Source organism: Sulfurimonas indica (assembly GCF_009192995.1).
GTDB lineage: Bacteria > Campylobacterota > Campylobacteria > Campylobacterales > Sulfurimonadaceae > Sulfurimonas > Sulfurimonas indica.
The window spans coordinates 16,384-39,442 of sequence record NZ_SDID01000021.1; the positions used below are offsets into that span (position 1 = coordinate 16,384).

At 38.6% G+C, this 23,059-nt stretch carries 22 protein-coding genes and 1 pseudogene; 15 read left to right on the top strand and 8 right to left on the bottom strand.

The window, feature by feature from the left end:
• Positions 1 to 752: 752 nt before the first annotated feature.
• Both ES948_RS11240 and ES948_RS09020 read right to left on the bottom strand, forming a co-directional pair.
• Positions 753 to 2,405, bottom strand: a pseudogene (locus tag ES948_RS11240) (nitrate- and nitrite sensing domain-containing protein); the annotation flags it as partial.
• Positions 2,406 to 2,813 (bottom strand): PAS domain-containing protein, encoded by a 408-nt coding sequence (locus tag ES948_RS09020; protein WP_152184619.1) that lies wholly within the window; start codon positions 2,811 to 2,813, stop codon positions 2,406 to 2,408.
• A gap of 117 nt (positions 2,814 to 2,930) precedes the next feature.
• Here ES948_RS09020 and greA point away from each other — a divergent pair, with 117 nt between their 5' ends.
• From greA to ES948_RS09075, 11 genes are read left to right on the top strand one after another with little or no spacing between them, the layout of a single operon-like run.
• A complete protein-coding gene (gene greA, locus ES948_RS09025) occupies positions 2,931 to 3,428 on the top strand; it encodes a transcription elongation factor GreA (protein ID WP_152184620.1) in 498 nt (165 codons plus the stop codon).
• Positions 3,415 to 4,425: an N-acetyl-gamma-glutamyl-phosphate reductase gene (argC, locus tag ES948_RS09030; RefSeq protein ID WP_281346802.1), complete on the top strand. Its 1,011-nt coding sequence runs from the start codon at positions 3,415 to 3,417 to the stop codon at positions 4,423 to 4,425. The genes greA and argC overlap by 14 nt, the downstream gene beginning before the upstream one ends.
• Positions 4,415 to 5,152, top strand: coding sequence for a UDP-2,3-diacylglucosamine diphosphatase (locus ES948_RS09035; RefSeq protein ID WP_152184621.1), 738 nt, complete (start codon positions 4,415 to 4,417; stop codon positions 5,150 to 5,152). Before argC ends, ES948_RS09035 begins: the two co-directional genes overlap by 11 nt.
• A 3-nt stretch (positions 5,153 to 5,155) precedes the next feature.
• On the top strand, positions 5,156 to 6,094 hold the full coding sequence (locus ES948_RS09040; protein ID WP_152184622.1) for a chemotaxis protein: 939 nt from the start codon (positions 5,156 to 5,158) through the stop codon (positions 6,092 to 6,094).
• 11 nt (positions 6,095 to 6,105) lie between these two features.
• On the top strand, positions 6,106 to 8,517 hold the full coding sequence (locus ES948_RS09045) for a hybrid sensor histidine kinase/response regulator (RefSeq protein ID WP_152184623.1): 2,412 nt from the start codon (positions 6,106 to 6,108) through the stop codon (positions 8,515 to 8,517).
• Positions 8,517 to 9,011 (top strand): chemotaxis protein CheW, encoded by a 495-nt coding sequence (locus tag ES948_RS09050; RefSeq protein ID WP_152184624.1) that lies wholly within the window; start codon positions 8,517 to 8,519, stop codon positions 9,009 to 9,011. Before ES948_RS09045 ends, ES948_RS09050 begins: the two co-directional genes overlap by 1 nt.
• 9 nt (positions 9,012 to 9,020) lie before the next feature.
• The gene (locus tag ES948_RS09055; protein ID WP_152184625.1) at positions 9,021 to 10,139 is read left to right on the top strand and encodes an MlaE family lipid ABC transporter permease subunit; all 1,119 of its coding nucleotides are present in this window, start codon (positions 9,021 to 9,023) and stop codon (positions 10,137 to 10,139) included.
• A gap of 1 nt (position 10,140) precedes the next feature.
• Positions 10,141 to 10,875 carry an ABC transporter ATP-binding protein gene (locus ES948_RS09060; protein ID WP_152184626.1) on the top strand — a complete coding sequence of 245 codons (735 nt, stop codon included), beginning with the start codon at positions 10,141 to 10,143 and terminating at the stop codon, positions 10,873 to 10,875.
• Positions 10,872 to 11,822, top strand: coding sequence for an MlaD family protein (locus ES948_RS09065; protein WP_246153854.1), 951 nt, complete (start codon positions 10,872 to 10,874; stop codon positions 11,820 to 11,822). Before ES948_RS09060 ends, ES948_RS09065 begins: the two co-directional genes overlap by 4 nt.
• A gap of 1 nt (position 11,823) precedes the next feature.
• Positions 11,824 to 12,420, top strand: a complete 597-nt coding sequence (locus ES948_RS09070; RefSeq protein ID WP_152184627.1) for an ABC-type transport auxiliary lipoprotein family protein — start codon at positions 11,824 to 11,826, stop codon at positions 12,418 to 12,420.
• Positions 12,417 to 13,691 (top strand): aminopeptidase P N-terminal domain-containing protein, encoded by a 1,275-nt coding sequence (locus tag ES948_RS09075; RefSeq protein WP_152184628.1) that lies wholly within the window; start codon positions 12,417 to 12,419, stop codon positions 13,689 to 13,691. The genes ES948_RS09070 and ES948_RS09075 overlap by 4 nt, the downstream gene beginning before the upstream one ends.
• Here the strand turns inward: ES948_RS09075 and ES948_RS09080 are convergent.
• Positions 13,679 to 14,113, bottom strand: coding sequence for a hypothetical protein (locus ES948_RS09080; protein WP_152184629.1), 435 nt, complete (start codon positions 14,111 to 14,113; stop codon positions 13,679 to 13,681). The two genes, ES948_RS09075 and ES948_RS09080, sit on opposite strands and share 13 nt — an antisense overlap.
• Before the next feature lie 102 nt (positions 14,114 to 14,215).
• Between ES948_RS09080 and ES948_RS09085 the strand changes: the two genes are divergently transcribed.
• The gene (locus tag ES948_RS09085; RefSeq protein ID WP_152184630.1) at positions 14,216 to 15,484 is read left to right on the top strand and encodes a diguanylate cyclase; all 1,269 of its coding nucleotides are present in this window, start codon (positions 14,216 to 14,218) and stop codon (positions 15,482 to 15,484) included.
• Here the strand turns inward: ES948_RS09085 and ES948_RS09090 are convergent.
• From ES948_RS09090 to ES948_RS09100, 3 genes are read right to left on the bottom strand one after another with little or no spacing between them, the layout of a single operon-like run.
• Complete coding sequence (locus ES948_RS09090) at positions 15,481 to 15,825, bottom strand: translation initiation factor (RefSeq protein WP_152184631.1); 345 nt, start codon at positions 15,823 to 15,825, stop codon at positions 15,481 to 15,483. The genes ES948_RS09085 and ES948_RS09090 overlap by 4 nt on opposite strands.
• Complete coding sequence (locus ES948_RS09095; protein ID WP_152184632.1) at positions 15,826 to 16,674, bottom strand: DUF5718 family protein; 849 nt, start codon at positions 16,672 to 16,674, stop codon at positions 15,826 to 15,828.
• A gap of 2 nt (positions 16,675 to 16,676) precedes the next feature.
• Positions 16,677 to 18,284, bottom strand: a complete 1,608-nt coding sequence (locus ES948_RS09100; protein ID WP_152184633.1) for an ABC-F family ATP-binding cassette domain-containing protein — start codon at positions 18,282 to 18,284, stop codon at positions 16,677 to 16,679.
• 262 nt (positions 18,285 to 18,546) lie between these two features.
• Between ES948_RS09100 and ES948_RS09105 the strand changes: the two genes are divergently transcribed.
• Entirely contained in the window at positions 18,547 to 18,960 is a 414-nt protein-coding gene (locus tag ES948_RS09105; RefSeq protein WP_152184634.1) for a GNAT family N-acetyltransferase, read from the top strand.
• Here the strand turns inward: ES948_RS09105 and ES948_RS09110 are convergent.
• On the bottom strand, positions 18,953 to 19,300 hold the full coding sequence (locus ES948_RS09110; RefSeq protein WP_152184635.1) for a YchJ family protein: 348 nt from the start codon (positions 19,298 to 19,300) through the stop codon (positions 18,953 to 18,955). The two genes, ES948_RS09105 and ES948_RS09110, sit on opposite strands and share 8 nt — an antisense overlap.
• A gap of 43 nt (positions 19,301 to 19,343) precedes the next feature.
• Here ES948_RS09110 and pta point away from each other — a divergent pair, with 43 nt between their 5' ends.
• Together pta and ES948_RS09120 are read left to right on the top strand one after the other, a co-directional pair.
• The gene (gene pta / locus ES948_RS09115) at positions 19,344 to 21,428 is read left to right on the top strand and encodes a phosphate acetyltransferase (protein ID WP_152184636.1); all 2,085 of its coding nucleotides are present in this window, start codon (positions 19,344 to 19,346) and stop codon (positions 21,426 to 21,428) included.
• On the top strand, positions 21,425 to 22,468 hold the full coding sequence (locus tag ES948_RS09120) for an acetate/propionate family kinase (RefSeq protein WP_152184637.1): 1,044 nt from the start codon (positions 21,425 to 21,427) through the stop codon (positions 22,466 to 22,468). The genes pta and ES948_RS09120 overlap by 4 nt, the downstream gene beginning before the upstream one ends.
• Before the next feature lie 104 nt (positions 22,469 to 22,572).
• Here ES948_RS09120 and ES948_RS09125 read toward each other — a convergent pair whose 3' ends face one another.
• Positions 22,573 to 22,911 carry an ATP-binding protein gene (locus tag ES948_RS09125; RefSeq protein ID WP_152184638.1) on the bottom strand — a complete coding sequence of 113 codons (339 nt, stop codon included), beginning with the start codon at positions 22,909 to 22,911 and terminating at the stop codon, positions 22,573 to 22,575.
• Positions 22,912 to 23,059: the final 148 nt, after the last annotated feature.

Consider the following 23,059-nt stretch of genomic DNA (forward strand, 5'->3'; position numbering starts at 1 on the left):
GAAGTCTCCTCTATAGATTGTGTAATATGTGCAACAGATTGGGCTGTCTCTTCAAGCATTTTTGATTGCTCTTGAGCTGAAGAGCTAAGTAGATTCATCTTCTCTTGAAGATGCTCTGACTGCTCTTGGAGTTGGGTGGAACTTTCAAAAGTATCACGCAACATGGTGCGAATAGCCTCTCCAAGAGTATTAATGCCATCAACCACCGCTTTTGTCTCTCCACCTATTTTAGCATCGAGTTCAATGGAATCAAGATAGTTGTAGTTTGTATATTTTTCAAGGCCATTTAAAATATCTTTCATTATCTGCTCTTGAGTATCGAGCATTTTATTGATAGTGTTTGCCAATGTTTGAATCTGCGAGTTTGTTGCTTCTGAAGAGACACGGCAGTTGAAGTATCCTTGTTCAACTTTGTTGAGTGTTAAAATTGCTTCACCCACACAGAGCATATCGTTCTCTATGCCATCATTTATCTGTTCAATATTTTTATTGACCATTTTGGCAACGACTGCCATCTCATCGGTACCATCAAGCTCAATTTTCTCTATAAGATTATGATGGCGGTTTAAGAACTCTAAGAACTGTCTTACTCCATAGCTGATTTTCTCAACAGAGTTTGAGATGTTTTTAGAGATAAGGTAAGAGAGAACTCCTGTTAAGAAGATAATAATAATCATCACAGCCACATAGGTATAGAGTGCTGTTTTCTCAGATGAGTATTTCTCTGATGCTGTAGCAACAAGTTGCGCACTCAAGTGGTCATCCACTTTTTTCAGCAGATTGATCTTTTGTGTGATGGTATCAAACCAGTAGGTAGCACTCACGCCAAATCCACCGATAGTGTTTGCATCAAGTGCAATACGACGCATACGCTCCACTTCATTTACAATTTTACCACGCAGATGATTTTTGTAGTAATTTTTCGTTTTTGTATCAGCTACTGCACGAAATGCTTGTGTAAAGCTTGCCTGTTCTGTTATAAGTTTAACAAACTTCTCTTTCATGCCCGGCAAAAATTTGTTTCTTGCAAAGGTGTTTGAAAGCACTGCACGCTCAATTCCAGCGCGCTCTTTTGCCATCAAAAAGTCATAGTAAGCTACCATTTTTCTTGTTGTTTTTGCACTTTGTGGAATGTGTGTTACGGTTGCTATGGTATCTAAAAAGAGTGCATTCATATGGGTAAAGTAACCAATGGCATCCTTGCCACTGATGGAGAGTGCAGAGATTTTTTTACGAATAGATTGAATCTTTGCAAGCTCTTTTTTTGCGTTCTTAAGAGCGTTTTGCAGCTCTTTTGAGTAGCTGTTTGCATTAAAATGGCGTAAATAGGTACTGAAGGCTGCCATTTTTGCATCGGTAAGTTTTCGCTGTGCAGGGAGTCGTTTTACAAATTTTTTCCCTTTTGAGCCTAAAAATCCTGCTGTTGCACCCCGCTCTTTTTGAGTTTCATGAAGCAGGAGTGCCATGGTTTTTGCAAGTTCTATGGCGGCTTTCTCTTTTGCACCACTTCCGTGCAGATTTTTCTCCATATAGTTCTCTACATCTTTTAAGAGGTTAATTTTTTTGGTAATAGTGTCAAACCAGTAGGTAGCACTCACGCCAAAGCCGCCAATCTCATTGGCACTCAGCAAGATGTTTCGCATTCTTTGGACTTCATCTACCGCTTTGCCTTGTAGAGTTTGCTGCATAAAAGCAACATCATCTTTGGTTGCAAGTGTTTGAAAACTCTCCATGTAGGAGTCTTGCTCAGAGATAAGTGAAGCGATTTTAGCTTTTGCTCCCGGGGCAAATTTATCATTGGCAAATGTAGCACTTCCTACTGCCCGCTCAATTCCTGCTCGCTCTTTTGCGTTTAAAAAGTTAAAGTAGGCAAGGGTGCGAAATGTAAGTTGTGCATCGGCAGCCTGTTGAGATGTTTTGGCGATGAAGTTTAAAAACAGGGCATTCATGTGGGTGTAGTAACTTATCGCTTTTTGAGCACTGATGCTTTGAGAGAGTGTTTGTGAGCGGATAGCTTCAATTCGCTTGAGTTCTGCCATCGCTTTTTGAAAGTAAGCTTTAACATCATCATTTAAAAGCGCCTCTACTTCACTTTCTTGGAGGAGTGCCTCTAATGCTTTAATCTTTTTGGTTGTATTTTTTTGTTGTGCAGGGAGTCGTTTAGTAAACTTTTTCCCTTTTGAGCCTAAAAATCCCGCAGTTGCTCCACGCTCTTTTTGTGTCTCATGGACAAGTGAGGAGATTGTTACATCAAGCTTGACAATGGCATTATAATCGGCATATTTTTCACTCTGCTTGATGTGTCCGGATATTACCAAAGATGCCATAATAATGATAGTTACAATAGGAATGACAACATTAAGCAGCAGTTTGTTTTTAATCGTTACATATTTTAAAAATTCCATCTATGCTTCCTTCGCTCGCATCTCTTTGTAGAGTGCTTCATATTTGTCCCTCTCCATCTCAGAGACTTTTCTTCTGCATGAGATATAGCCTCGTGAGCCATCACAGGAGGTGAAAGGGTAGACTGTTGCAAAGACCCAGTAATAGCCGCCATCTTTTGTTTTGTTTTTGACAAAACCTCTCCACCGTTTTCCCTGTTTGATGGTATCCCACAAATCTTGAAATGCCGCCTTGGGCATATCGGGGTGTCGCACAATATTATGTGGTCTACCTATGAGCTCTTGTACGCTGTAGCCGGCATACTTGCAAAACTCATCATTGGCAAAACGGATAATGCCTTTCTCATCCGTCTCGGAGACGAGAAAGGCTTTTGTATCTAACAATATTTCATTGCTGTTATTATAAGCCATTATCTTGCCTTTTTTTAAGATTGAAACAATCATATAGATTTTTAATTTAAGCAAAGGTTAAATGGGGGGGGGATTTTGTTTATATTTTGGTATAATTACGCAAAAAAGAGAACAATTATGCAAAATGTCGAACCGATGACAATATATGGCTATGAAAAACTTCAGGCTGAGGTAAAAGATTTAAAAGAGGTGAAGCGTCCTGCTGTTGTGAAGGCAATTGAAGAAGCACTTGAACATGGTGACTTGAAAGAAAATGCCGAGTATCATGCAGCAAAAGAGCAACAAAAAAATATTGATAACCGTTTGGCAGAACTTCAAGAGATACTTGGGAATGCACAGATCGTTGACCCTAGTGAGCTGGCACACTCAAAAGTGAGCTTTGGTTCAACTGTTGTGATGACTGATATGGAGAGTGATGAAGAGGTAACATATACGATTGTCGGTGGTGCTGAGAGTAATCCGGATATGGGGCTTATCTCATTTAACTCACCTTTGGCCAAACAGCTTTTAGGTAAAGAAGAGGGTGATGAGGTCAAGGTACGTCTTCCTGGTGGTGAGAAAGAGTTTGAGATAGATGAAGTGAAGTATCAGGAGATTATCTTTGACTGCGAATAAAATTGATGTAGGCGTTGTTGGTGCAACAGGCTATACAGGACTTGAACTGGTCAAGATGCTACTCAAGCATCCTATTTTCAATCTTGTCTATATTGCAAATTCAGAAGGTGGTACAACTATCAATGCACTTCATCCCTCACTCAGTGGAGTTTGTGAAGATGAAGTGCACTGTGCAGATGTAGATACAATGGCGGCTGCCTGTGATCTGATATTTTTGGCACTGCCGCATAAAACAGCGATGGCCTATGTTAAGCCGCTCATTGCAAAAGGTGTCAAAGTTGTTGATCTCTCGGCCGACTATCGTCTGCCGCAAGATATCTATGAAGAGTTTTACTGTCCGCATACGGATGTTACCAATCTCTCTCACGCAGTCTATGGTCTACCGGAGCTTTTCCGTAAGGAGTTGAAATCGGCGAAACTTGTTGCCAATCCGGGATGTTTTCCAACTTCTGCCATTTTAGGACTCTTACCGTTTATGGATAAAAGAGTGCCAAGCACACCTGTCATTGTAGATGCAAAAACAGGTGTGAGCGGAGCTGGAAAAAAACTGAGCGATACAACGCACTTTGTCAATGTCAATGACAATCTCTTTGCTTACAATCCTTTAATGCATCGTCATGCACCAGAAATTGCAAATAAACTTGGAATTGAGTTTGATGAGGTGAATTTTGTGCCGCATCTCGTACCTGTAACACGTGGTATGATCAGTTCTATCTACATTCAGGTAGAGGAGAGTTTTGATGCCCAAATGCTCTTGCGTGAGTATTATAAAGAGGAGCCTTTTATTCGTATAAGTAAGACGCCTGTAACGATGAAAGATGTAGCAGGGACAAACTTTTGTGATATCTATGTCAAACAAAAAGGAACTCTGCTCTTTATCGCTTCTGCGATTGATAACTTGATGCGTGGTGCATCATCACAAGCTCTTGTCAATGCCAACCTTGTGATGGGGCTTGATGAGAAGATGGGCATCCCCGATATAGCCTATGTCCCATAATTTAGAGCTGCGTGAGGGTGCCTACATCATCTCTGATGCACACTACTCACTACATAGACCAGAGCTTCTTGCTCTTATAAAAGATATCCACTCAAAAAAACTTCAACCATCACAACTTATCTTAATGGGTGATATCTTTGATGCCCTCTTTGGACTCATTGATTATACCTATGAAGAGAATAAAGAGATGATAAGACTGCTTGATGCAATAGCAGAGGAGATCGAGGTCATCTACTTTGAAGGCAATCATGACTTTAATCTCAAGGTTGTCTTTGAAAACATTACAATCTTTCCTCTCGCACTCCAACCTGTAACCTTGCAGTTTGATGATAAAAAAGTCTGTCTGGCTCACGGTGATTTTGATGGAAAACTTGGGTATAAAATATATACGGCATTGATTCGCAATCCTTTCATTCTTTTTGTTTTAAAATACATCGATATCGCATTAAACCATCTCATCATCAACAAAATCGAAGCACATTTGGATAAAAAAGATGATTGTAAAGAGCTCTCTTGGTTTGAAGATTTCATCAGAAACCGTTTTACAAATCGCTTTGCATGTGACTATTTTGTAGAGGGGCATTTTCACCAAAATAGAAGCTTTGAACTTAGCAGTTTTACTTATATTAACCTAGCTGCTTTTGCTTGCAATCAAAGATATTTTATTGTAAAATCGAAGCACGATAAAGAATTGTTAGAAGAACACCAATTCTCCAAGGAGATGTAAAAGATGGATGATAACTCCCTAAAAATCGGTTCCAATGAGATGGAACTTGTTGACTTTCGTATACTAAAACAAGAAGAAGATAAAGTATATGAAGGTATTTACGGTATCAATGTTTCAAAAGTGCGTGAGATTATCCGTGTGCCTTTTTTAACAGAACTTCCAGGAACACCAGAGTTTATTGAAGGTATTTTTGATCTGCGTGAGGTTGTGATTCCAGTTGTCAATCTGGCAAAATGGATGGGAATCAAAGAGCCTGAAGATGCAAAGAAAAATGCCCGTGTCATTATTACTGAGTTTAATAATGTACTTATTGGTTTTATTGTTCATGAAGCAAGAAGAATCCGAAGAATCTCATGGAGCGATATAGAACCGGCAAACTTCATAAGCTCTTCAAGCGGTCTTGATGCAAACAAGATCACCGGTGTGACAAAAATAGAGGGGGATTCTGTTTTGCTTATACTCGATTTGGAGAGCGTGGTGCAGGATCTTGGACTCTATGAACCCGATACAGACAATGCACCGCAGGAGATTACGACATTTCATGGATTGGCACTGGTTCTCGATGACAGTGCTACGGCAAGAAAGATCGTTAAAGATGCATTGCAGAAGATGGGCTTTAATGTGGTTGAAGCGATGGATGGAGAGGAGGGACTCTCAAAACTCAATGACCTCTATGAGATGTATGGAGAGAACCTCAAAGAGCAGCTAAAAATCATCATCTCTGATGTGGAGATGCCTCGAATGGACGGTTTCCATTTTGCAGCCAATGTACGGGACGATGCACGATTTAACGATATACCGATTGTGTTTAACTCTTCGATTAGTGATCATTTTAGTGAAGGAAGAGGAATAGAAGCCGGAGGGGAAGCTTACCTTGTGAAGTTTCAGGCTTCTTCATTTTATGATGAAGTGTCGCGTGTTGTGCGTGCACATATGAAATAGGAGTATAAAATATGGATGAATTTCAAGAGATTCTACAAGATTTCTTAGTAGAAGCGTTTGAACTGGTTGAGAAACTTGATGAAGATTTGGTGGAATTGGAATCAAATCCGGAAGATTTGGATCTTTTAAACGGAATATTTCGTGTTGCACACACTGTAAAAGGGGCTTCTTCATTTTTAAATTTTGATGTACTGACACACTTGACACACCATATGGAAGATGTACTCAATCGTGCACGTCATGGTGAGCTGACCATTACTCCAGATATTATGGATGTTATTTTAGAGTCTGTTGACTTAATGAAACAACTTTTAGAGCAGATTCGTGATACAAACAGTGATAGCGGCATCGATGTTGCAGCGTGTGTTGCTCGACTTGACAAGATAACAGGTGGAAGCGGTGAATTTGAAACGCCAACTGCAGCAGCATCTGCCCAAGAAGAGAGTAGAGAAGAAGAAAATGCTGCTTCAGAAGAAGGGAGCAGTTCTGAAGATGATGAAGAGGAGATAGATTATGAAAATATGTCTCCTGAAGAGGTCGAAGCAGAGATAGAGAGACTTCTCGCACAGCGCCAGGAAGAAGATAGAAAAAAACGTGAAGCAAAAATAGCTGCAGGCGAAAAGGTACCGCAAATGCCAAATCCTGATGAAGAAGAGGAAAAGGCAAAAGAGGAGAAAAAAGAGGAAGAAAAAGTAACACCAGCTCCGGCTCCAACACCAGCTCCTGTAAAACAGGAGAAAAAAGAGGAACCAAAGGCCGCTGCACCTGCAAGAAAAGCTCCGGCTCAGGTTGAACAGACGATTCGTGTTGATGTAAAACGACTTGACCACCTGATGAATCTTATCGGTGAGCTTGTTCTTGCAAAAAACAGACTGATTAAAATCAATGATGATGTTGAAGAGCGTTATGAGGGTGAAGAGTTCTTAGAAGAGCTCAATCAGGTTGTATCAATTGTTTCACTTGTAACAACGGACCTTCAAATTGCCGTTATGAAAACAAGAATGCTGCCTATTGGAAAAGTGTTTAACAAATTTCCTCGTATGATCCGTGATCTCTCACGTGAGCTGAACAAAAAGATAGAACTTGTCATCTCTGGTGAGGAGACAGAACTGGACAAGTCTATCGTTGAAGAGATTGGTGATCCGCTTGTTCATATTATCCGTAACTCATGTGATCATGGCGTTGAAGCTCCGGAGGAACGTGTTGCAAAAGGAAAACCGGAGACAGGAACCATCGCACTAAAAGCTTACAACGAAGGAAACCAGATTGTCATTCAAATCGATGATGACGGTAAAGGGCTTGATCCTGAAATGCTTAAGAATAAGTCTTTAGAGAAAGGTATCATCACTGAAAAAGAAGCTGATACAATGAGTGATAAAGAGGCGTTTGCGCTTATCTTTAAACCGGGATTTTCAACTGCTGCAGCTGTTACGAATGTAAGTGGTCGTGGTGTTGGAATGGATGTTGTAAAAACAAACATCGAGAAACTCAATGGTATCATCGACATCGATTCTGAAGTAGGCAAGGGTACATCCATTAAATTAAAAATTCCTCTAACACTTGCGATTATTCAGGCACTTTTAGTTGGTGTTCAAGAAGAGCACTATGCGATTCCACTCGCTTCGGTTCTAGAGACGGTTAGAATCTCCAAAGATGAGATCTATACGGTTGAGGGGAAAAGCGTTATGCGTCTGCGTGATGATGTACTCTCTCTTGTTCATATCGGAGATATTTTTGAGGTAGAACGTATCTTGGATGCAAGTGAACATGCTTATGTTGTTGTACTGGGACTTGGGACTTCAAAACTAGGACTTATTGTTGATACGCTTGTAGGTCAAGAAGAGATCGTTATCAAGTCACTTGGAGATTATCTCAAAGGTATTGAAGGTATTGCCGGTGCGACAATCAGAGGTGATGGTGGTGTGACACTCATAGTGGATGTTGTTGCACTCATGGATATCGCTAAAAATGTTAAAGCTACAACAATGACAGAAGCACAAGAGGGCGGTGCAAGTAAAGAGAAATCACAGGCGAGTGATTATGTCATTATGATTGTGGATGATTCCAAAACAGACAGAACAATCATGAGAAAAGCACTCGAACCTATGGGTATGACACTTGTAGAAGCAGGTGATGGACAAGAGGCTCTGAGTATCTTGAAATCAGGTGATTATAACTTTGATGCTATGCTTATTGATATTGAGATGCCAAGAATGGATGGCTATTCGCTTGCAAGTGAAATCAAGAAGTATAACAGATACAAAAATCTTCCTCTTATTGCTGTTACGTCAAGAACAAGTAAAGCTGACAGAATGCGTGGAGTTGAGTCCGGAATGGTTGAATATATTACAAAACCATATTCGTCTGATTATCTGGCAAGTGTTGTACAGAGAAATGTTAACTTTAAAGCGGAGTTCTTATAATGAGTGATAAACTAAAAGATATTATTAACAAACAGTCCCAGCAGCAAGACAGCGTAGTAGAACAGCTCGATGATGTTGTACAGCTTGTAGGATTTATGATAGGCGATGAAGAGTATGCAGTACCAATTTTATCAATTCAGGAGATTATCAAACCTTTTTCATGGACAAGAGTACCACAGGTACCACCTTATGTTCTTGGGGTCTTTAATCTGCGTGGTGCTGTTATTCCGCTTATAGATCTACGTCTCAAATTTGGGCTCTCTGCAAAAAAACATGGAGAAGATACTCGTTTTATCGTTATGCGTCATGGGGATGATGTTGCCGGTTTTGTGATTGACAGACTTACAATGGCGATTCGTATCAAAAAAGAGAATATCGGTCCGGCACCTGATACTATAAACGGTGATGATACTATCATTGATGGTGTTGGAAAACAGGCAGATAAAATTATTACAATTTTAAAAGTCAACAAATTACTAGAGAGAGATTTCTAAAACATTTCGATGTGTAAAAAACCTCTTATCGACCTCCATGATGATAAGCTCTTCATCACTTTTGAAGGAGAGCTTACACTCTATACAATTGCCAACATAGAAAAAGCGCTAGCTTATGTAAAAACATATTCTTTCAATGCATTGCAACTGGATTTTCAGGATGTGACATTTCTTGATACTGCCGGGGCGCTCTTTATTTATAATCTGGAAAAATACTTCACAAAAAAAGAGATAGCAGTTACTCTACTTTTAGAAGATACAACACAAAAAGATACTTTGAATCTCATCAAAGAGAATATGAAAAGTTCTCATAAGTCTGTACCAAGAAAGCAGAAGAGCTTTTTAGAACAAACAGGAGAGTTATTTTATAACTACTACATCGGGCTTCTCTCTTTTTTACATTTTTTTGGAAAGCTTTTTACAACGAACCTGCGTTATATAACATCACTCAAAAATATTCGTTTTAAAGAGATAGCTTTTGAGATAAATGAGAGTGCTATACGGGCTCTTGGAATTATTGCACTGACAAGTTTTTTAATTGGTCTTGTTGTGGCCTATCAGTCAGCTTACCAGCTAAAAATCTATGGAGCAAATATCTTCATCGTTGATATGCTGGGAATTTCTATCTTTCGTGAATTGGCACCTTTGATTACTGCTATTGTTATTGCAGGGCGTAGTGGTTCGGCCTATGCGGCACAGATAGGGGCAATGAAGATAACACAAGAGCTTGATGCAATGAAGACGATGGGCTTTGAGCCTTTTGCCTTTTTAGTACTTCCTCGTATCATCGCACTTGTGATAACGATGCCGATTCTTATCTTTGTAGCAGATATGATGGCGATGCTTGGTGGTTTGATTGTTGCAAATATTGACCTGAACATCACAATGGAGCTTTTTATGGACCGTTTTAGTGAGGTTATTGCTGCGAAGCATTTTTATGTAGGAATCGTAAAAGGGCCATTCTTTGCATTTTTGATTGCTGCTATTGGGATCTACCGAGGGCTTAAGGTAAAAGATGATACGCAAAGCATAGGATTTAATACAACCAAAAGTGTTGTTGAGTCCATCTTTGCGGTCATTGTATGTGATGCGGTTTTTTCCATCGCATTTACAAATTTAGGAATATAAAATGGAATTCATCAAAGTAAGAGATGTTCGCACTGTTCTTGGTGATAAAATTGTCCATGACGGTCTTAACCTTACAATCAATGAGGGTGAGATCTATGGACTTTTGGGACCGAGTGGATGTGGAAAAACAACACTACTGCGTGAGATGGTACTACTCCAAGAGTTTACAAGTGGTTCCATTGAACTGCTAGGCAAGAGACTTGAGACTATCAGTGAGAGAGACGCACAGAGCTTGCGGCATCAGTGGGGTGTACTTTTTCAGTTTGGTGCACTTTTTTCTTCTTTGACACTCAAAGAGAATGTTGCACTACCTTTGATTGAATATACAGAGCTCTCAGAAAAAATGATAGACGAGATAGTACGATTTAAAATCAATTTGGTTGGTTTAAAAACAGAAGATGCAAATCTCTACCCTTCAGAGATCAGTGGTGGTATGCGTAAGAAAGCAGGATTGGCACGTGCACTAGCAATGGACCCAAAACTACTCTTTTTAGATGAACCAACTAGTGGACTCGATCCGATATCGGCACGTGAGTTTGATAGTTTGATACTGAAACTGCGTGATATGTTGGGGCTTACGATTGTTATGGTCAGTCATGATCTGCAGTCAATATATGATACTTTGGATAAAGTTGCTATAATTGACAACAAAAAGATTATATATGAAGGAACACTCCAAGAAGTGACAAATGTAAAAAATGATTTTATAGAAAGCTTTTTTGGGAAAATGAAATGAATAATAAAGTAAATTATGCACTTATTGGTCTCTCTGTCTTAATAGGACTTGGTTTAATGTTTGGTTTTGCATACTGGATGTTAAAACCCTCAACGGATGAAGAGACGCAAAAGTACCTTATCTATTTTGATGAGTCTGTTTTGGGGCTTAATCTTGATGCACCTGTAAAATACAGAGGCATTACAGTAGGAAAAGTGATACGACTGCGAATCAGCCCAAAAAATACAGAGCAGGTAGAAGTTACGGTCGATATTTTAAAAAGCACACCAATTAAAGAAAACAGTGTTGCAAAACTAACTGCACAGGGTATCACGGGACTTACTTACATTAACCTCACGCAGGGAAAAAATGATGCGCCGCCACTCAAAGCAAAAGAGGGGCAAAAGTATCCGGTTATCAAAACAACTCCTTCCTTTTTCGAGCACTTTGAACGCTCACTTGGGGATGTCTCCTCGCAACTCTCTGCAACGCTTTATAAAACACAAAAACTGCTCAATGATGAGAATCAAAAACAGGTTGGACTACTTTTAAAACGAACTGCAAGTATCATGGATAAACTTGACAGGCTGCTTGATGAAAAAACGATTACACATTTTCAAAGCTCTATGAATAATTTAGACAATATCACCTATAAAGTTGATAATTTGATGCCTAAGATTGATACCTTTGTTGCAAAGAGTATCGAATGGGAAGATAATATCAATGCATCTTTTGAAGCTATCAAAGGGACGTATTTTAGAATGGATAACACAATGAAAAATATGGCAGTCTCTTTTTCGGACTCTGCTATTACCTTTGAGAAGATGAGTCATACAGTAAACAACACGATGCTTGAGAGTCAAAACGTAATGATAGATGTAGAAAATACGTTGCAGGAGTTTAAACGTAATCCTTCTGATATACTTTATAAAAAAACAGAAGAAAAAACTGCTCCGGGGGAGAGATAAAATGAGAAATATCGTAGTAGCTTTTATGGTGCTTTTTTTTGCGTCCTGTTCGACAACATATCCGTCAATAACAGAGTACAGGATTGATACAGAGATCCAAACAGCACAAAGTCTAAAAAGCTCTTGTCAAAAAAGTTCCTTGACAGTTGCACAGGTCTTTGTAAAAAGCTCTTTGATGAGCAAAAAGATGAAGTATGTTGTCGGCAAATACAAAGAGTTCGCATATAATCGATCAGAGTGGGCAGAAAATCCAAACAGAGCTATCAGTGATGCGATAGTAAAAGCACTCCAGAGTGCAAATATCTTTCAAACAGTAGATAATCATAAATCTTTCAGTCGCAGTGATTATACACTAGAGAGCAGAGTGGATGATTTTTCACAATATTATAGTGAAGATGAAAAAGAGTCGTTTGTAAAAATTGCAATTACATTTTCACTTATTGATAATAAAACGGCAAAAATTATCGCAAGTAAGCATATAAGTAAAGAGAAAAAGACACAAAGAGCTAATGCTCAAAGTGGAGTTGTCGCTTTAAATGAACTGCTCGGTGAGAGCTTGGATGAGATGATACAATGGATATCAGGAAGTTGTAAATGATAAAAGAGAAAGAATATAAAGAGAGACGTACACAGTTTGCCAAAAAACTAAAGCCGTACTCTGTTGCTGTGCTATTTAGTGCTGAAGTAAAAACACGCTCAAACGATACAGAATATCCCTACAGACAAGAGAGTAATTTTTACTATATGACAGGATTTACTGAAGATAAATCAGCATTGATGTTTGTCAAAGAGGCGAAAAAAACAAAAATATATCTTTTAGTACACAAAAAAGATGCCAATGAAGAGCTTTGGAATGGAAAACGACTTGGGCAACAACAGGCAAAAGAGATCTTTATTGTCGATGATGTATTTGAGTATAGTGAGCTCCCCTTGAAACTCAAAGAATTTTTAGAAGCAAAACAGAGACTCTATTATGACTTTAAACTTGATTACTCTAAAGTCAAGCTCTTAAAACGCTATGCCAAAAAGATAGATACCTTTAAAAATGCGGCAAGTCTGATTGAGAAGATGCGTCTTATTAAATCAGATGCAGAGATAGCACTTATAAAAAAGGCACTTGACATAACAAAAAAAGCACACCACAGAGCGATGAAAAAGGCATCAAAACTGCACTATGAGTATGAGCTTCAAGCTGAATTGGAGTATGTGTTTAAAAAATATGGGGCACAGAGTGATGCGTACAGTTCCATCGTAGCATCAGGAAACAATGCAAATACTTTGCACTATATAGATAATCGTGCAAGACTCACAAAAGATGAACTCATTCTCATCGATGCAGGGTGTGAGTATAACTACTATGCAAGTGACATAACACGAACGATTCCTGTAACAAAATTTACAAAAGCGCAAAAAGAGATCTATGGGCTGGTTTTAGATGTTGAAAAAGAGATAATTAAAATGGTAAAACCCGGAGTCATGCGAAGCAGTTTGCAAAAAAGAGCCGAGAGGCTTTTATGCGAGGGAATGGTAAAACTTGGAATTTTGCATGGCAAGGTGAAAAAACTTCTCAAAAAAGAATGTCATAAAAAGTATTTTCCTCACGGAATAGGACACTGGATGGGCATTGATGTTCATGATCAGGCTCCGTACAAAACTAAAAAAGGCAAAGAGGTTCCTCTTAAAAAAGGTATGGTCTTAACAATCGAACCGGGTATTTATATAGATGAAAAAGATAGCAAAGTTCCAAAAAAATACAGAGGAATAGGCATACGCATTGAAGATAATATCTTAGTGACAGAAAAAGGGGCTAAGAACCTCTCTAAAGCGATAAAAAAAGAGATAGAAGAGATGGAAGCTTACACTTCGTAAGAGTAGCTCCATCCAGTGAGATTTTTCTCTTTTGCTTCGAAAAACTCATCAGAATCAGCAAGAAAATCCATAACATGCATCGGAACATTTGCAATGGTTCTCTGGTCTTCTGGTTTTACAAGTAACATTGGCATAGGTGTATCTTGAGAGCTACTGATGGCAAAACCAACCGGCATAATTTGACTCAAAAGTTCTGCCGGTTCACCTATTTTGTGTTCATCTCGAAATTTATTTAGGATAGCTGTTTGAATATCAGCAGGAATAGTATCTGCAGTATTGAGAAAAATAGTGAAATGAATCGGTGTATCTTTAAAGTGTTCCGGTGCAGGGGCTGCCATAATGATGTATTCTACATTTTGCAGATGCTTTTGTATCTTTTCTTGTGATAAGTAACGTTCTGTTTTAATTGCTTTTGCTTCCATAGTTTTCTCTTTTTATAACAATTTTTTTGGTTTATTTAAATTGGTGAAATTCTACCATAAAATTGGCACAAGATATGCTTTATTATTGTCAGAGGGAGCCGTATGCAGTTTATTGAAGCACTGAAACTTCGAAGTAAGCTTTTATTTCTTTTCTTACTCATTACTATTGGACTTATAAGTGTTGCTATCATGGGAACAACCTATGTCAATGCCATGAAAAGAAATATCGATTCCCTCTATTTTGGTTCCTTGGTTCCTGTAACAGAACTCAATGAAATTTTGCAAAAATATCATAATGGACTTGCAGATACACTCTACAAAGCCTCACGCAAAGAGATAAGCACTTCTGAGATTATTTTTAATCTTGAGGACTCTTTAGATGAGATCAATAAAAAATGGAAAAGTTATATATCTCATTTTAAGAGTGAAGAGGAGATGGAGTATGTTGAGTATACAAATCTAGAGATAAAAGCAACGAACAGATACTTTCAACAGATCCTCTATGCTGCAAAGAATGGTAAAGACCTTACAAAAATCTCTATAAACACTTTGGAAAAAAAAGTAGCATATATTCACAGGGTACTGCAAAAGCTTATCAACTATGAAGTGAGTGTGGCATATTATGAGAGAAAGAAGTTTTTACATACTTATCATACTATGATGCTGCGTATTGGAATTATTCTCTCTGTTGTTATTTTGGGCATACTTGCTGTTTTACTCTATGTCTTTAGAAGTATTCAAAAGGACCATACGCAGCTAGAAATTGCAGCGAAAAAATTAAAAATTGCAAACAAAAAACTTGAAAATGCATCTTATACGGACTCTTTGACAGATCTGCATAACAGAAGATATTTTAACTTTGTTTACGAACGTGAGCTCAAACGTGCAAAAAGAAACAAAACATACATTACGTTTATGATGCTAGATATCGACTACTTCAAGCAGTACAATGATACTTATGGACATGTTGAAGGAGATTTCGCACTCAAGTCCGTTGCAAAAGTTTTAAAAGATACACTCAAGCGTCCAAGCGATTATGTCTTTAGACTTGGTGGTGAAGAGTTTGGCGTATTGCTGAGTGAAACAGATGAGTCAAACAGTGCAAAACTTTCCCGTGAGATTTGTGATGCTGTACGCGGTCGTGAGCTGAGACATGAAAAGTCAAAGGTTTCTGATTTTGTTACGATCTCCATAGGCGTTGTCTGTTGTATAGCTGATGAGGCTTTAGATGATGAGATACTTATCTCACGTGCGGATGAGATGCTTTATGAGGCAAAAGAGAGTGGACGTGACAGGTACATCATCACTTCAAATGTAAGTGCGGCAACAACAAAACCGATGCATGAAGAGGTACATCGTAACGCTTCTTAGTGTCCTTGTTTAAAACGGAAATCTTCTGCGATCAAAAGAGGGCGTAGTTTCTCTTTCAACTCGCCTTGAAACTCCATAAAACCATCTTTGTATGCTCCACCACATCCAAGTTTCTTCTTGAGTAGTTTTAAGAGTTTTGTGGCATCTTCTTTTTGCAGTTCAAAAGGTCCTACAAGCGTTACTGTCTTGCCTCGACGTTTCTCTTTTGCAAAGTGTAAGAGATGCTTTTGCGGTGCTAGGACTTCAGAAACCACTTGGCTTTTACGTGGACTCTGGACTTCTGCCCAGCCATCATCGATATCTGCACCGATGAAGATGTCAAGTTTTTTCCCTCTGCTCATTTAGATGACTTTTTGTGCCAAGACGCTTCTGTTTTCTTTTGCATATAGGCCATTTTGTAAATCCTGCGTAAGGCTTTCAATATTTTCTTGTGTATGGTCATAAAGCGTTACGATAACTTCATCACCGGATGCTAAAAAGGTACTCTCTCCGTAAGGTGTATACCGTGTCGCACCAATACTGATGATAAGCTCTGTAGGATTACTACAGGATGCGATATAACTTTTGATATCTTCAAGCGGGCCAAAATCTTCTTGGGTATTGATTTGATTGGCTATCCAGTCTGTTAGTTTCTTATAGAAATAGCTATAGCCATTTAGCTCTACATCTTCCCCATAAGCATGGAGTTTTCCATCACGACGTAAAAAACTACAGATACTGTAGTTATCCATAATGCCACCCTCTGAAAATGTATCAATTTTAATGAGCTTCTCTGCAAGTCCTTTGGAATTCTCACCCCAGTTTTTCTTATCACTGATTTTTGCAGCACCTCCAACTCTGATAGAGCAGTCATTATATGCGCCAAATTGTTTTGGAGTGATATTTGTTACTTTGCCATCTTCGTACTCTATCTCACATACGAGTCCAACCTCAGGTTCTGCTTGTACATTGACATTTTCTTTTGGTAAGTTAATGGTAGTTGCTGAGAGTGGATAGGTAGAGAGAATTTCACGTGGGCGTTCAGTGGATGTTGTTTTTGCACATGGCAGATAAAAAGGGAAGATTCCCTTCGGTGCTGCCTCATCTTCAGTAATAACATCTTTAAAATCTTCAAGCTCTCCGGCTTGTGCGAGATGCAGGGCAAAGTTGCCTGCAATTCCAAGTCCTAAAAAATTACGGTAAGCAGGCATGATTAGATCTTACCAGCTTCTTTAGCCTCAGCGAACTCTTCATAACTGCCTTGGAAATCAACATAAGTATGATCCTCACGCAGCTCAATGATACGCGTTGCAAATGCATCAAGTAACTCTCTATCGTGAGAGACACAGATAACATTGCCGTCAAAGTTGTGCAGTGCTTCACCAAGGGCTACGATCGCTTCAAGGTCAAGGTGGTTGGTAGGCTCATCAAGAACTAAAAAGTTTCCACCCTCAAGCATCATTTTAGAAAGCATCATACGATGTTTTTCTCCACCTGAGATAGACTCTACAGATTTTTCTTGCTGTTCACCGTTAAAGAGCATACGACCAAGACAGTTACGAATCTCTGCAATGTCGCGTTTTGGATCAAATGCACGCAACCAGTCATAGAGTGTTCCGTTGCCTTCAATGATGTCTGCTGTATCTTGTGGGAAGTAAGAGTTCTCAATTGTAGCACCCCATTTTACTTCTCCGCCACAGCTTGGCTTCATCTCTTCCATAAGGATTTTAATCAGTGTCGTTTTACCCACACCGTTACCACCGATAAGTGCGATTTTTTCACCCGGATTTACTTTAAAAGTGATGTCTTTGAGTACTTCATTATCACTATAAGCGTGACAAATATGGTTGACTTCAAGTGCTTCATCACCCATAACACGTTTTGCTTTGAACACGATAGACGGGTCACGGCGAGAAGATGGTTTGATCTCTTCGATATTGAGTTTTTCAAGCTGCTTTTGACGTGATGTTGCCTGTTTTGCTTTTGAAGCATTTGCAGAGAAACGGCGAACGAAAGCTTCAAGCTGTTCTTTTTCTTTGAGCTTTTTGGCATTGTCAAGTTCCATCTGTTTCGCCATTACATTTGCTGCAATGTACCAGTCATCATAGTTTCCTGTAAACTCACGGATCTTTTGATAATCAACATCCAGGATGTTTGTTACAACAGCATTTAAAAAGTGTCTATCGTGTGAGATAACGACCATAGTTCCCTCATGACGCTGCAGTTCATGCTCTAACCAGCTGATAGTCTCAATGTCAAGGTTATTTGTCGGCTCATCGAGGAAAAGCACATCAGGTTTTGGATAAAGCACCTGTGCAAGAAGGACTTTGAATTTGTCCGCCGAGTCAAGTGTACTCATCAGCTCATTATGCTTTTCAGCAGGAATTCCGACATTTTCAAGTATCTTTGCAATGTTTACATCATACTCATATGTCGGGTCTTCTTCAACACAGATAGTCTCTAACTCTGCAAGACGATTGTTAACTGCATCATCTTCGAAGTCCCCTGTCATATAAATCTCTTCTTTTTCTTTGATGGCATCATAAAGACGTCTGTTTCCATAAAGAACTGCATCTGTGATAGTAAAATCTTCAAAAGCGTATTGATTTTGTCCTAAAACACCAACTCTGTTTTGTTTAGGGATGATAACTTCACCCTCATACTCATTGATTTGACCTGAGAGGATTTTTAAGAAAGTTGTTTTTCCGGCACCGTTTGCACCGATAAGTCCATAACGTTTATGACGGTCAAGTTTTAAGTTGATATCTTGAAACAGAGTTCTGTTTCCGTATCGCATTGTAAGATTTTGTACTGTTACCATTGTAAGCTTCTCTTGGATAAATTTTTCGCGATTATATCCAAGAGTTGTTTAAAAGATGATTATTTTAGTTGGAGGAGTCTTTTGCGCTGCAGTCACTTATCACCACCCCAACAAACTAACTCAAAATTTGAGTTAGTTTGTTGGGGTGGTGATAATAAAAAAGTAGGAGAGTTTTTTCATTCTAACCTCTTTTTTCCTGAAAATATAGCTATATTTTTATAAATAAGAGGCTATTTCTATGAAGCTTTTGTTACAATACTGAATGCAAATACGAGAAATGACACTAAAAGAGCTCTATCCTGTTTATGATGTTTTACAACAACTGCGTGAGCTTAGCTATGATGAGTTTGAAGACCTGATTTATGATATGCGTCATATGGAGTATAAGATGATAGGTCTTTTTGAAAAAGAACAGCTTGTTACTTATGCAGGTGTTGCCGTACAGACAAACTTATACCATAAACGACATCTTTATATCTTTGATCTTGTAACTGATGCATCATTTCGCTCACAAGGCTATGGCAAGATGATGCTTGCGTATCTGCAAGACTATGCAAAAACAGCGGCATGTGAAAATATCGTGCTTTCATCCGGTATGCAAAGAGAAGATGCACATAGGCTTTATGAGAAAGAGGGATTTGTGAAAAAGAGTTATCTTTTTGTAAGGTCTATATAGCGCAGCACTTTTTAAACTTTTTCCCACTACCGCATGGACATGGTTCATTTCTCTCTACTTTGGCGTTAAAAAGTTCACCATCTTGATATTTCCAACTGCCACTCTCTTCTATAAAGTAACTTTTTTCATGTAAAACACCAATTTTTCCATTTTCACGGTAGTAGGCTTTAAACTCAACAATATTGTCATAATCATGCAACACTTCAAGTTTGAGCCATTCAAGATCTGGCATCAGTTTTAGTTCGTCGACACTTTGTGAAGTAGAGGTCCGAGCCAAATATTCCCAATCTTTTCTCACAAATGCCTCATACCTGCTTATCATTAACTTTTTTGGTGTCACAATATTGCCTTTTTTTGCTAGAATTATACACTAAGGATTTTTTATGAAGATAAAATCGCTCTATATCGCAGCACAGCAAAAAAACGCGGGTACGCTTTTTGTCTCTATGGGGATGATGGAGATACTCAAACGTAATCTCCATCGTGTTGCTTTTTTCCGTCCTATAATCTACTCACGTGAGACTCGTGACAGTGATATCTCTTTTATTTTAGAGCGTTACAATCTTGATATCGCATATGAGGACTGTTTTGCTTATGATATTGCTGAGGTAGAAGAGCTTATTTCACAAGGTAGAGAAAGTGAGCTTATAGAAAATCTTATTGCAAAGTTTAAAAGGCTTGAGAAAGAGTATGACTTTGTTTTGTGTGAGGGAATCCGCAAATCTTTTTTAACTTCGACAATATCATATGATTTAAATGTTAAAATCGCACAAAATTTTGGTGCGCCCTACATCAATATCATCAGTGCAAAAGATAAAACACCCAAAGAGGTATATGAAGAGGTACTGATAGAAAATGAACACTCTAGCTCTGTTGGTTGTATCCATTTTGCAACTTTTGTCAATCGTGTTCAAGAAGAGAACTTAGAAAAACTTCACAAACTTTTTGCACAAACAAAATATACAACCTATCTTTTAAAAGAGTTAGAAGAACTCAATCTTCCAACCATTGAAGATGTGATGGATAGTTTACATGCCAAGAGTATTATCTTAGGCGAACATGATCCGCTTCGTATTATCAGAGCTATGAAAGTTGCAGCACTCTCACTGGATAACTTTTTAGAACATATTGAAGAGGATGATCTGGTCATTGTTCCTGCTGACAGGTCTGACATTATTTTAGGGCTTTATGGTGCACTGCACTCCTCAAAGTATCCCAATATCTCTGCAATCGTATTTCCTTTTGATATGAAGATACATCCAAATATTCAAAAGCTCATCGATGGACTGGAGAGCTTTAAGATACCGATACTCTCGGTAAAAAGTGATACCTTCAATACGGCAAAAAACATCTTAAAGGTACATTCACGTCTGCGAGTCAACTCGAAACGAAAGATTGCTCTCGCACTGGGACTTTTTAATGAAAGTGTAGATATTGGGGCAATCGAAGAGAAAATAGCTTCTACATATAGTGAGATAATGACACCGCAGATGTTTGAGTATAAACTTTTTGCAATGGCTCACGCAAGCAAAAAAACAATCGTTTTACCTGAATCAAGTGATGAGAGAATTCTGCGTGCTGCAGAGATAGTTCTTAGACGTGGTGTTGCTAATATTATACTGCTTGGCGATGAAGATGAACTGCGAGAGCGCTCAATGCGCCTTGGGCTCAATCTTTCAGATGCAAGGGTTATAAATCACTTGGAGTCTGCATATCTGGATGAGTTTGCTGAGAAATTTTATGAAAAACGAAAGTATAAAGGGCTTTCACGTGAGCAAGCACGTGATGCCATAACACATTTGAGCTACTTTGCTACGATGATGGTTGAGTGTGGTTATGCTGATGGAATGGTTAGCGGAGCGATTCATTCAACGGCAGATACAATGCGACCGGCACTGCAGATTATAAGAACAAAACAGAATGTCTCTATAGTATCGAGCGTCTTCTTTATATGTTTTGAGACAAAGGTTTTGGTCTATGGAGATTGCGCTATCAATGAAGACCCAAATGCACAGGAGTTGGCAGATATTGCCATCGCTTCTGCAGATACTGCTAAAACTTTCGGCATTACTCCAAAAGTTGCCATGCTCTCTTACTCTACAGGGGAGAGTGGTCATGGAGCTGATGTAGATAAGGTACGAGAGGCGACCAATATTGTCAAGCAAAAACGACCGGATTTGTTGGTAGAGGGGCCTATCCAATATGATGCTGCAATAAATAAAGACGTTGCACGTATAAAACTGCCAGACTCCAAGGTTGCAGGAGAAGCAACGGTTTTCATTTTCCCGGATTTAAATACTGGAAACAATACCTATAAAGCAGTCCAGCGAAGCAGTGGTGCAATTGCTATTGGGCCGATTATCCAGGGGCTTAAAAAACCGGTCAATGATTTAAGCAGGGGATGTTTGGTCGAAGATATTGTCAATACCGTGGCCATTACAGCTATTCAGGCAGCACAAGATTCATGAAGATAGCAGTTTTAAATTCAGGAAGCTCATCACTGAAGTGCAAGATTTTTGAGTACCCAAGTAAAGCCCTACTTTTTTCGAAAACTATTGAGAGAATAGGGGAGAGTGATACAGACATAGCATCTCACGCAGAGGCATTGGACGCTTTAAATATAGACTTTGAGACTTTGGATGCCATAGGGCATAGAGTCGTGCATGGCGGAGAGAAACTTCAAAAGAGTGTTATTATAGATGAGAGCGTCGTTGATATAATTAGAGAGCTTATTGTTTTGGCACCACTGCATAATCCTGCAAACTTAATAGGTATAGAAATCTCACTGAAAAAGGCTCCACATATTTTGCAAGTTGCTGTTTTTGATACAGCTTTTCATGCAAGTATGCAAAAAGAGGCGTATCTTTATGCTTTACCATATGAACTGTATGCAAAAGAGGGAATTCGGCGTTACGGATTTCATGGTACCTCGCACGCATACTTGGCTAAAGAGGCTGCAAAAGAGCTGAAAAAAGAGTCCAGTGAGATAAATATCATTACACTCCATCTTGGAAACGGTGCATCTGCCTGTGCTATAAAAAATGGTGTAAGCATCGATACCTCGATGGGGTTTACTCCGCTTGAAGGACTTGTGATGGGGACGCGTTGTGGTGATATCGATGCAGAGATAGTTTTGTATCTGCAGCGCTCTCTTGGAAAAACCTCAAAAGAGATAGAACATATTCTCAACAAAGAGTCCGGACTTTTAGGAATATGTGGTGAAAATGACCTACGTGAGATACTCCTGCGTGAGGATGAAAAAGCAAAACTAGCCATTAATATCATGGTGCGTAGAATCCAGAAATATATAGGTGCCTATATGGTTTTACTTGAAAATGTCGATGCCATTGTCTTTAGTGGTGGCATAGGAGAAAATTCTCAAGAGATTCGTGATGCTGTAATGGATAATACACTACTGAAAAATATAAAAATGTTAGTGATACAAACGGATGAAGAGTTGGAAATTGCGAATGAGTGCTATCGACTCATTAAAAAAAAGGAGATATAGGCAAGAAGCCTATATCTTAGTCAAAGGACTAAAGTGGTGTTACGTTCTCTTTAATAGAATATTTTAAGAAATTCCTATTTTTAGGGGATTCTCTATTAAAGTTACTATTTCATAGGGTTTGTAGAATACCCAAAAATAATACTAAAAATATTTTTGCCATTATGGTGTTTGTATTGAAGTTGAAAATGATGTTTTTCTAAAATAGTTTTGACTAAATTCAGTCCGAGACCGTAGCCTTTATCTTCTCTTGAGTTATTTTCTTGTGTGAAAAGTTTGCAGTAATAGTCTAACTCTTTGCTCAATGCTAAGCCATTACTGATGATTTTGAGGCTGTTTATATCTGCAATAATTTTTATAGGTCTATTGGAAGAATATTTTAAAGCATTATCAATAAGGTTTTTTAAGGCGATAGAAAAGTAGTAGAGATCTGCATCTATTTTTATAGCAGGATATTATCAGACAATTTCAACATAATAGAGCTAAAAAGAAGTAAAAAAAGCAAACCATATTCTATACAACAGCGGTAGCCCTTTGTCACCTCTGTTATATTTTGTCAAACGAATCCTAAAATTTTGCACTAAAAAGTAAAAA

What these genes read in the sequence shown, in the direction of transcription:
- ES948_RS09085 (WP_152184630.1), top strand. Translation starts at nt 14,216, where the DNA reads ATGCAGTTTATTGAAGCACTGAAACTTCGAAGTAAGCTTTTATTTCTT.
- ES948_RS09105 (WP_152184634.1), top strand. Translation starts at nt 18,547, where the DNA reads ATGCAAATACGAGAAATGACACTAAAAGAGCTCTATCCTGTTTATGAT.
- ES948_RS09040 (WP_152184622.1), top strand. Translation starts at nt 5,156, where the DNA reads ATGGATGATAACTCCCTAAAAATCGGTTCCAATGAGATGGAACTTGTT.
- ES948_RS09035 (WP_152184621.1), top strand. Translation starts at nt 4,415, where the DNA reads ATGTCCCATAATTTAGAGCTGCGTGAGGGTGCCTACATCATCTCTGAT.
- ES948_RS09055 (WP_152184625.1), top strand. Translation starts at nt 9,021, where the DNA reads ATGTGTAAAAAACCTCTTATCGACCTCCATGATGATAAGCTCTTCATC.
- ES948_RS09060 (WP_152184626.1), top strand. Translation starts at nt 10,141, where the DNA reads ATGGAATTCATCAAAGTAAGAGATGTTCGCACTGTTCTTGGTGATAAA.
- ES948_RS09120 (WP_152184637.1), top strand. Translation starts at nt 21,425, where the DNA reads ATGAAGATAGCAGTTTTAAATTCAGGAAGCTCATCACTGAAGTGCAAG.
- ES948_RS09080 (WP_152184629.1), bottom strand. Translation starts at nt 14,113, where the DNA reads ATGGAAGCAAAAGCAATTAAAACAGAACGTTACTTATCACAAGAAAAG.
- ES948_RS09100 (WP_152184633.1), bottom strand. Translation starts at nt 18,284, where the DNA reads ATGGTAACAGTACAAAATCTTACAATGCGATACGGAAACAGAACTCTG.
- ES948_RS09050 (WP_152184624.1), top strand. Translation starts at nt 8,517, where the DNA reads ATGAGTGATAAACTAAAAGATATTATTAACAAACAGTCCCAGCAGCAA.
- ES948_RS09045 (WP_152184623.1), top strand. Translation starts at nt 6,106, where the DNA reads ATGGATGAATTTCAAGAGATTCTACAAGATTTCTTAGTAGAAGCGTTT.
- ES948_RS09090 (WP_152184631.1), bottom strand. Translation starts at nt 15,825, where the DNA reads ATGAGCAGAGGGAAAAAACTTGACATCTTCATCGGTGCAGATATCGAT.
- ES948_RS09095 (WP_152184632.1), bottom strand. Translation starts at nt 16,674, where the DNA reads ATGCCTGCTTACCGTAATTTTTTAGGACTTGGAATTGCAGGCAACTTT.
- pta (WP_152184636.1), top strand. Translation starts at nt 19,344, where the DNA reads ATGAAGATAAAATCGCTCTATATCGCAGCACAGCAAAAAAACGCGGGT.
- ES948_RS09020 (WP_152184619.1), bottom strand. Translation starts at nt 2,813, where the DNA reads ATGGCTTATAATAACAGCAATGAAATATTGTTAGATACAAAAGCCTTT.
- ES948_RS09065 (WP_246153854.1), top strand. Translation starts at nt 10,872, where the DNA reads ATGAATAATAAAGTAAATTATGCACTTATTGGTCTCTCTGTCTTAATA.
- ES948_RS09075 (WP_152184628.1), top strand. Translation starts at nt 12,417, where the DNA reads ATGATAAAAGAGAAAGAATATAAAGAGAGACGTACACAGTTTGCCAAA.
- ES948_RS09070 (WP_152184627.1), top strand. Translation starts at nt 11,824, where the DNA reads ATGAGAAATATCGTAGTAGCTTTTATGGTGCTTTTTTTTGCGTCCTGT.
- greA (WP_152184620.1), top strand. Translation starts at nt 2,931, where the DNA reads ATGCAAAATGTCGAACCGATGACAATATATGGCTATGAAAAACTTCAG.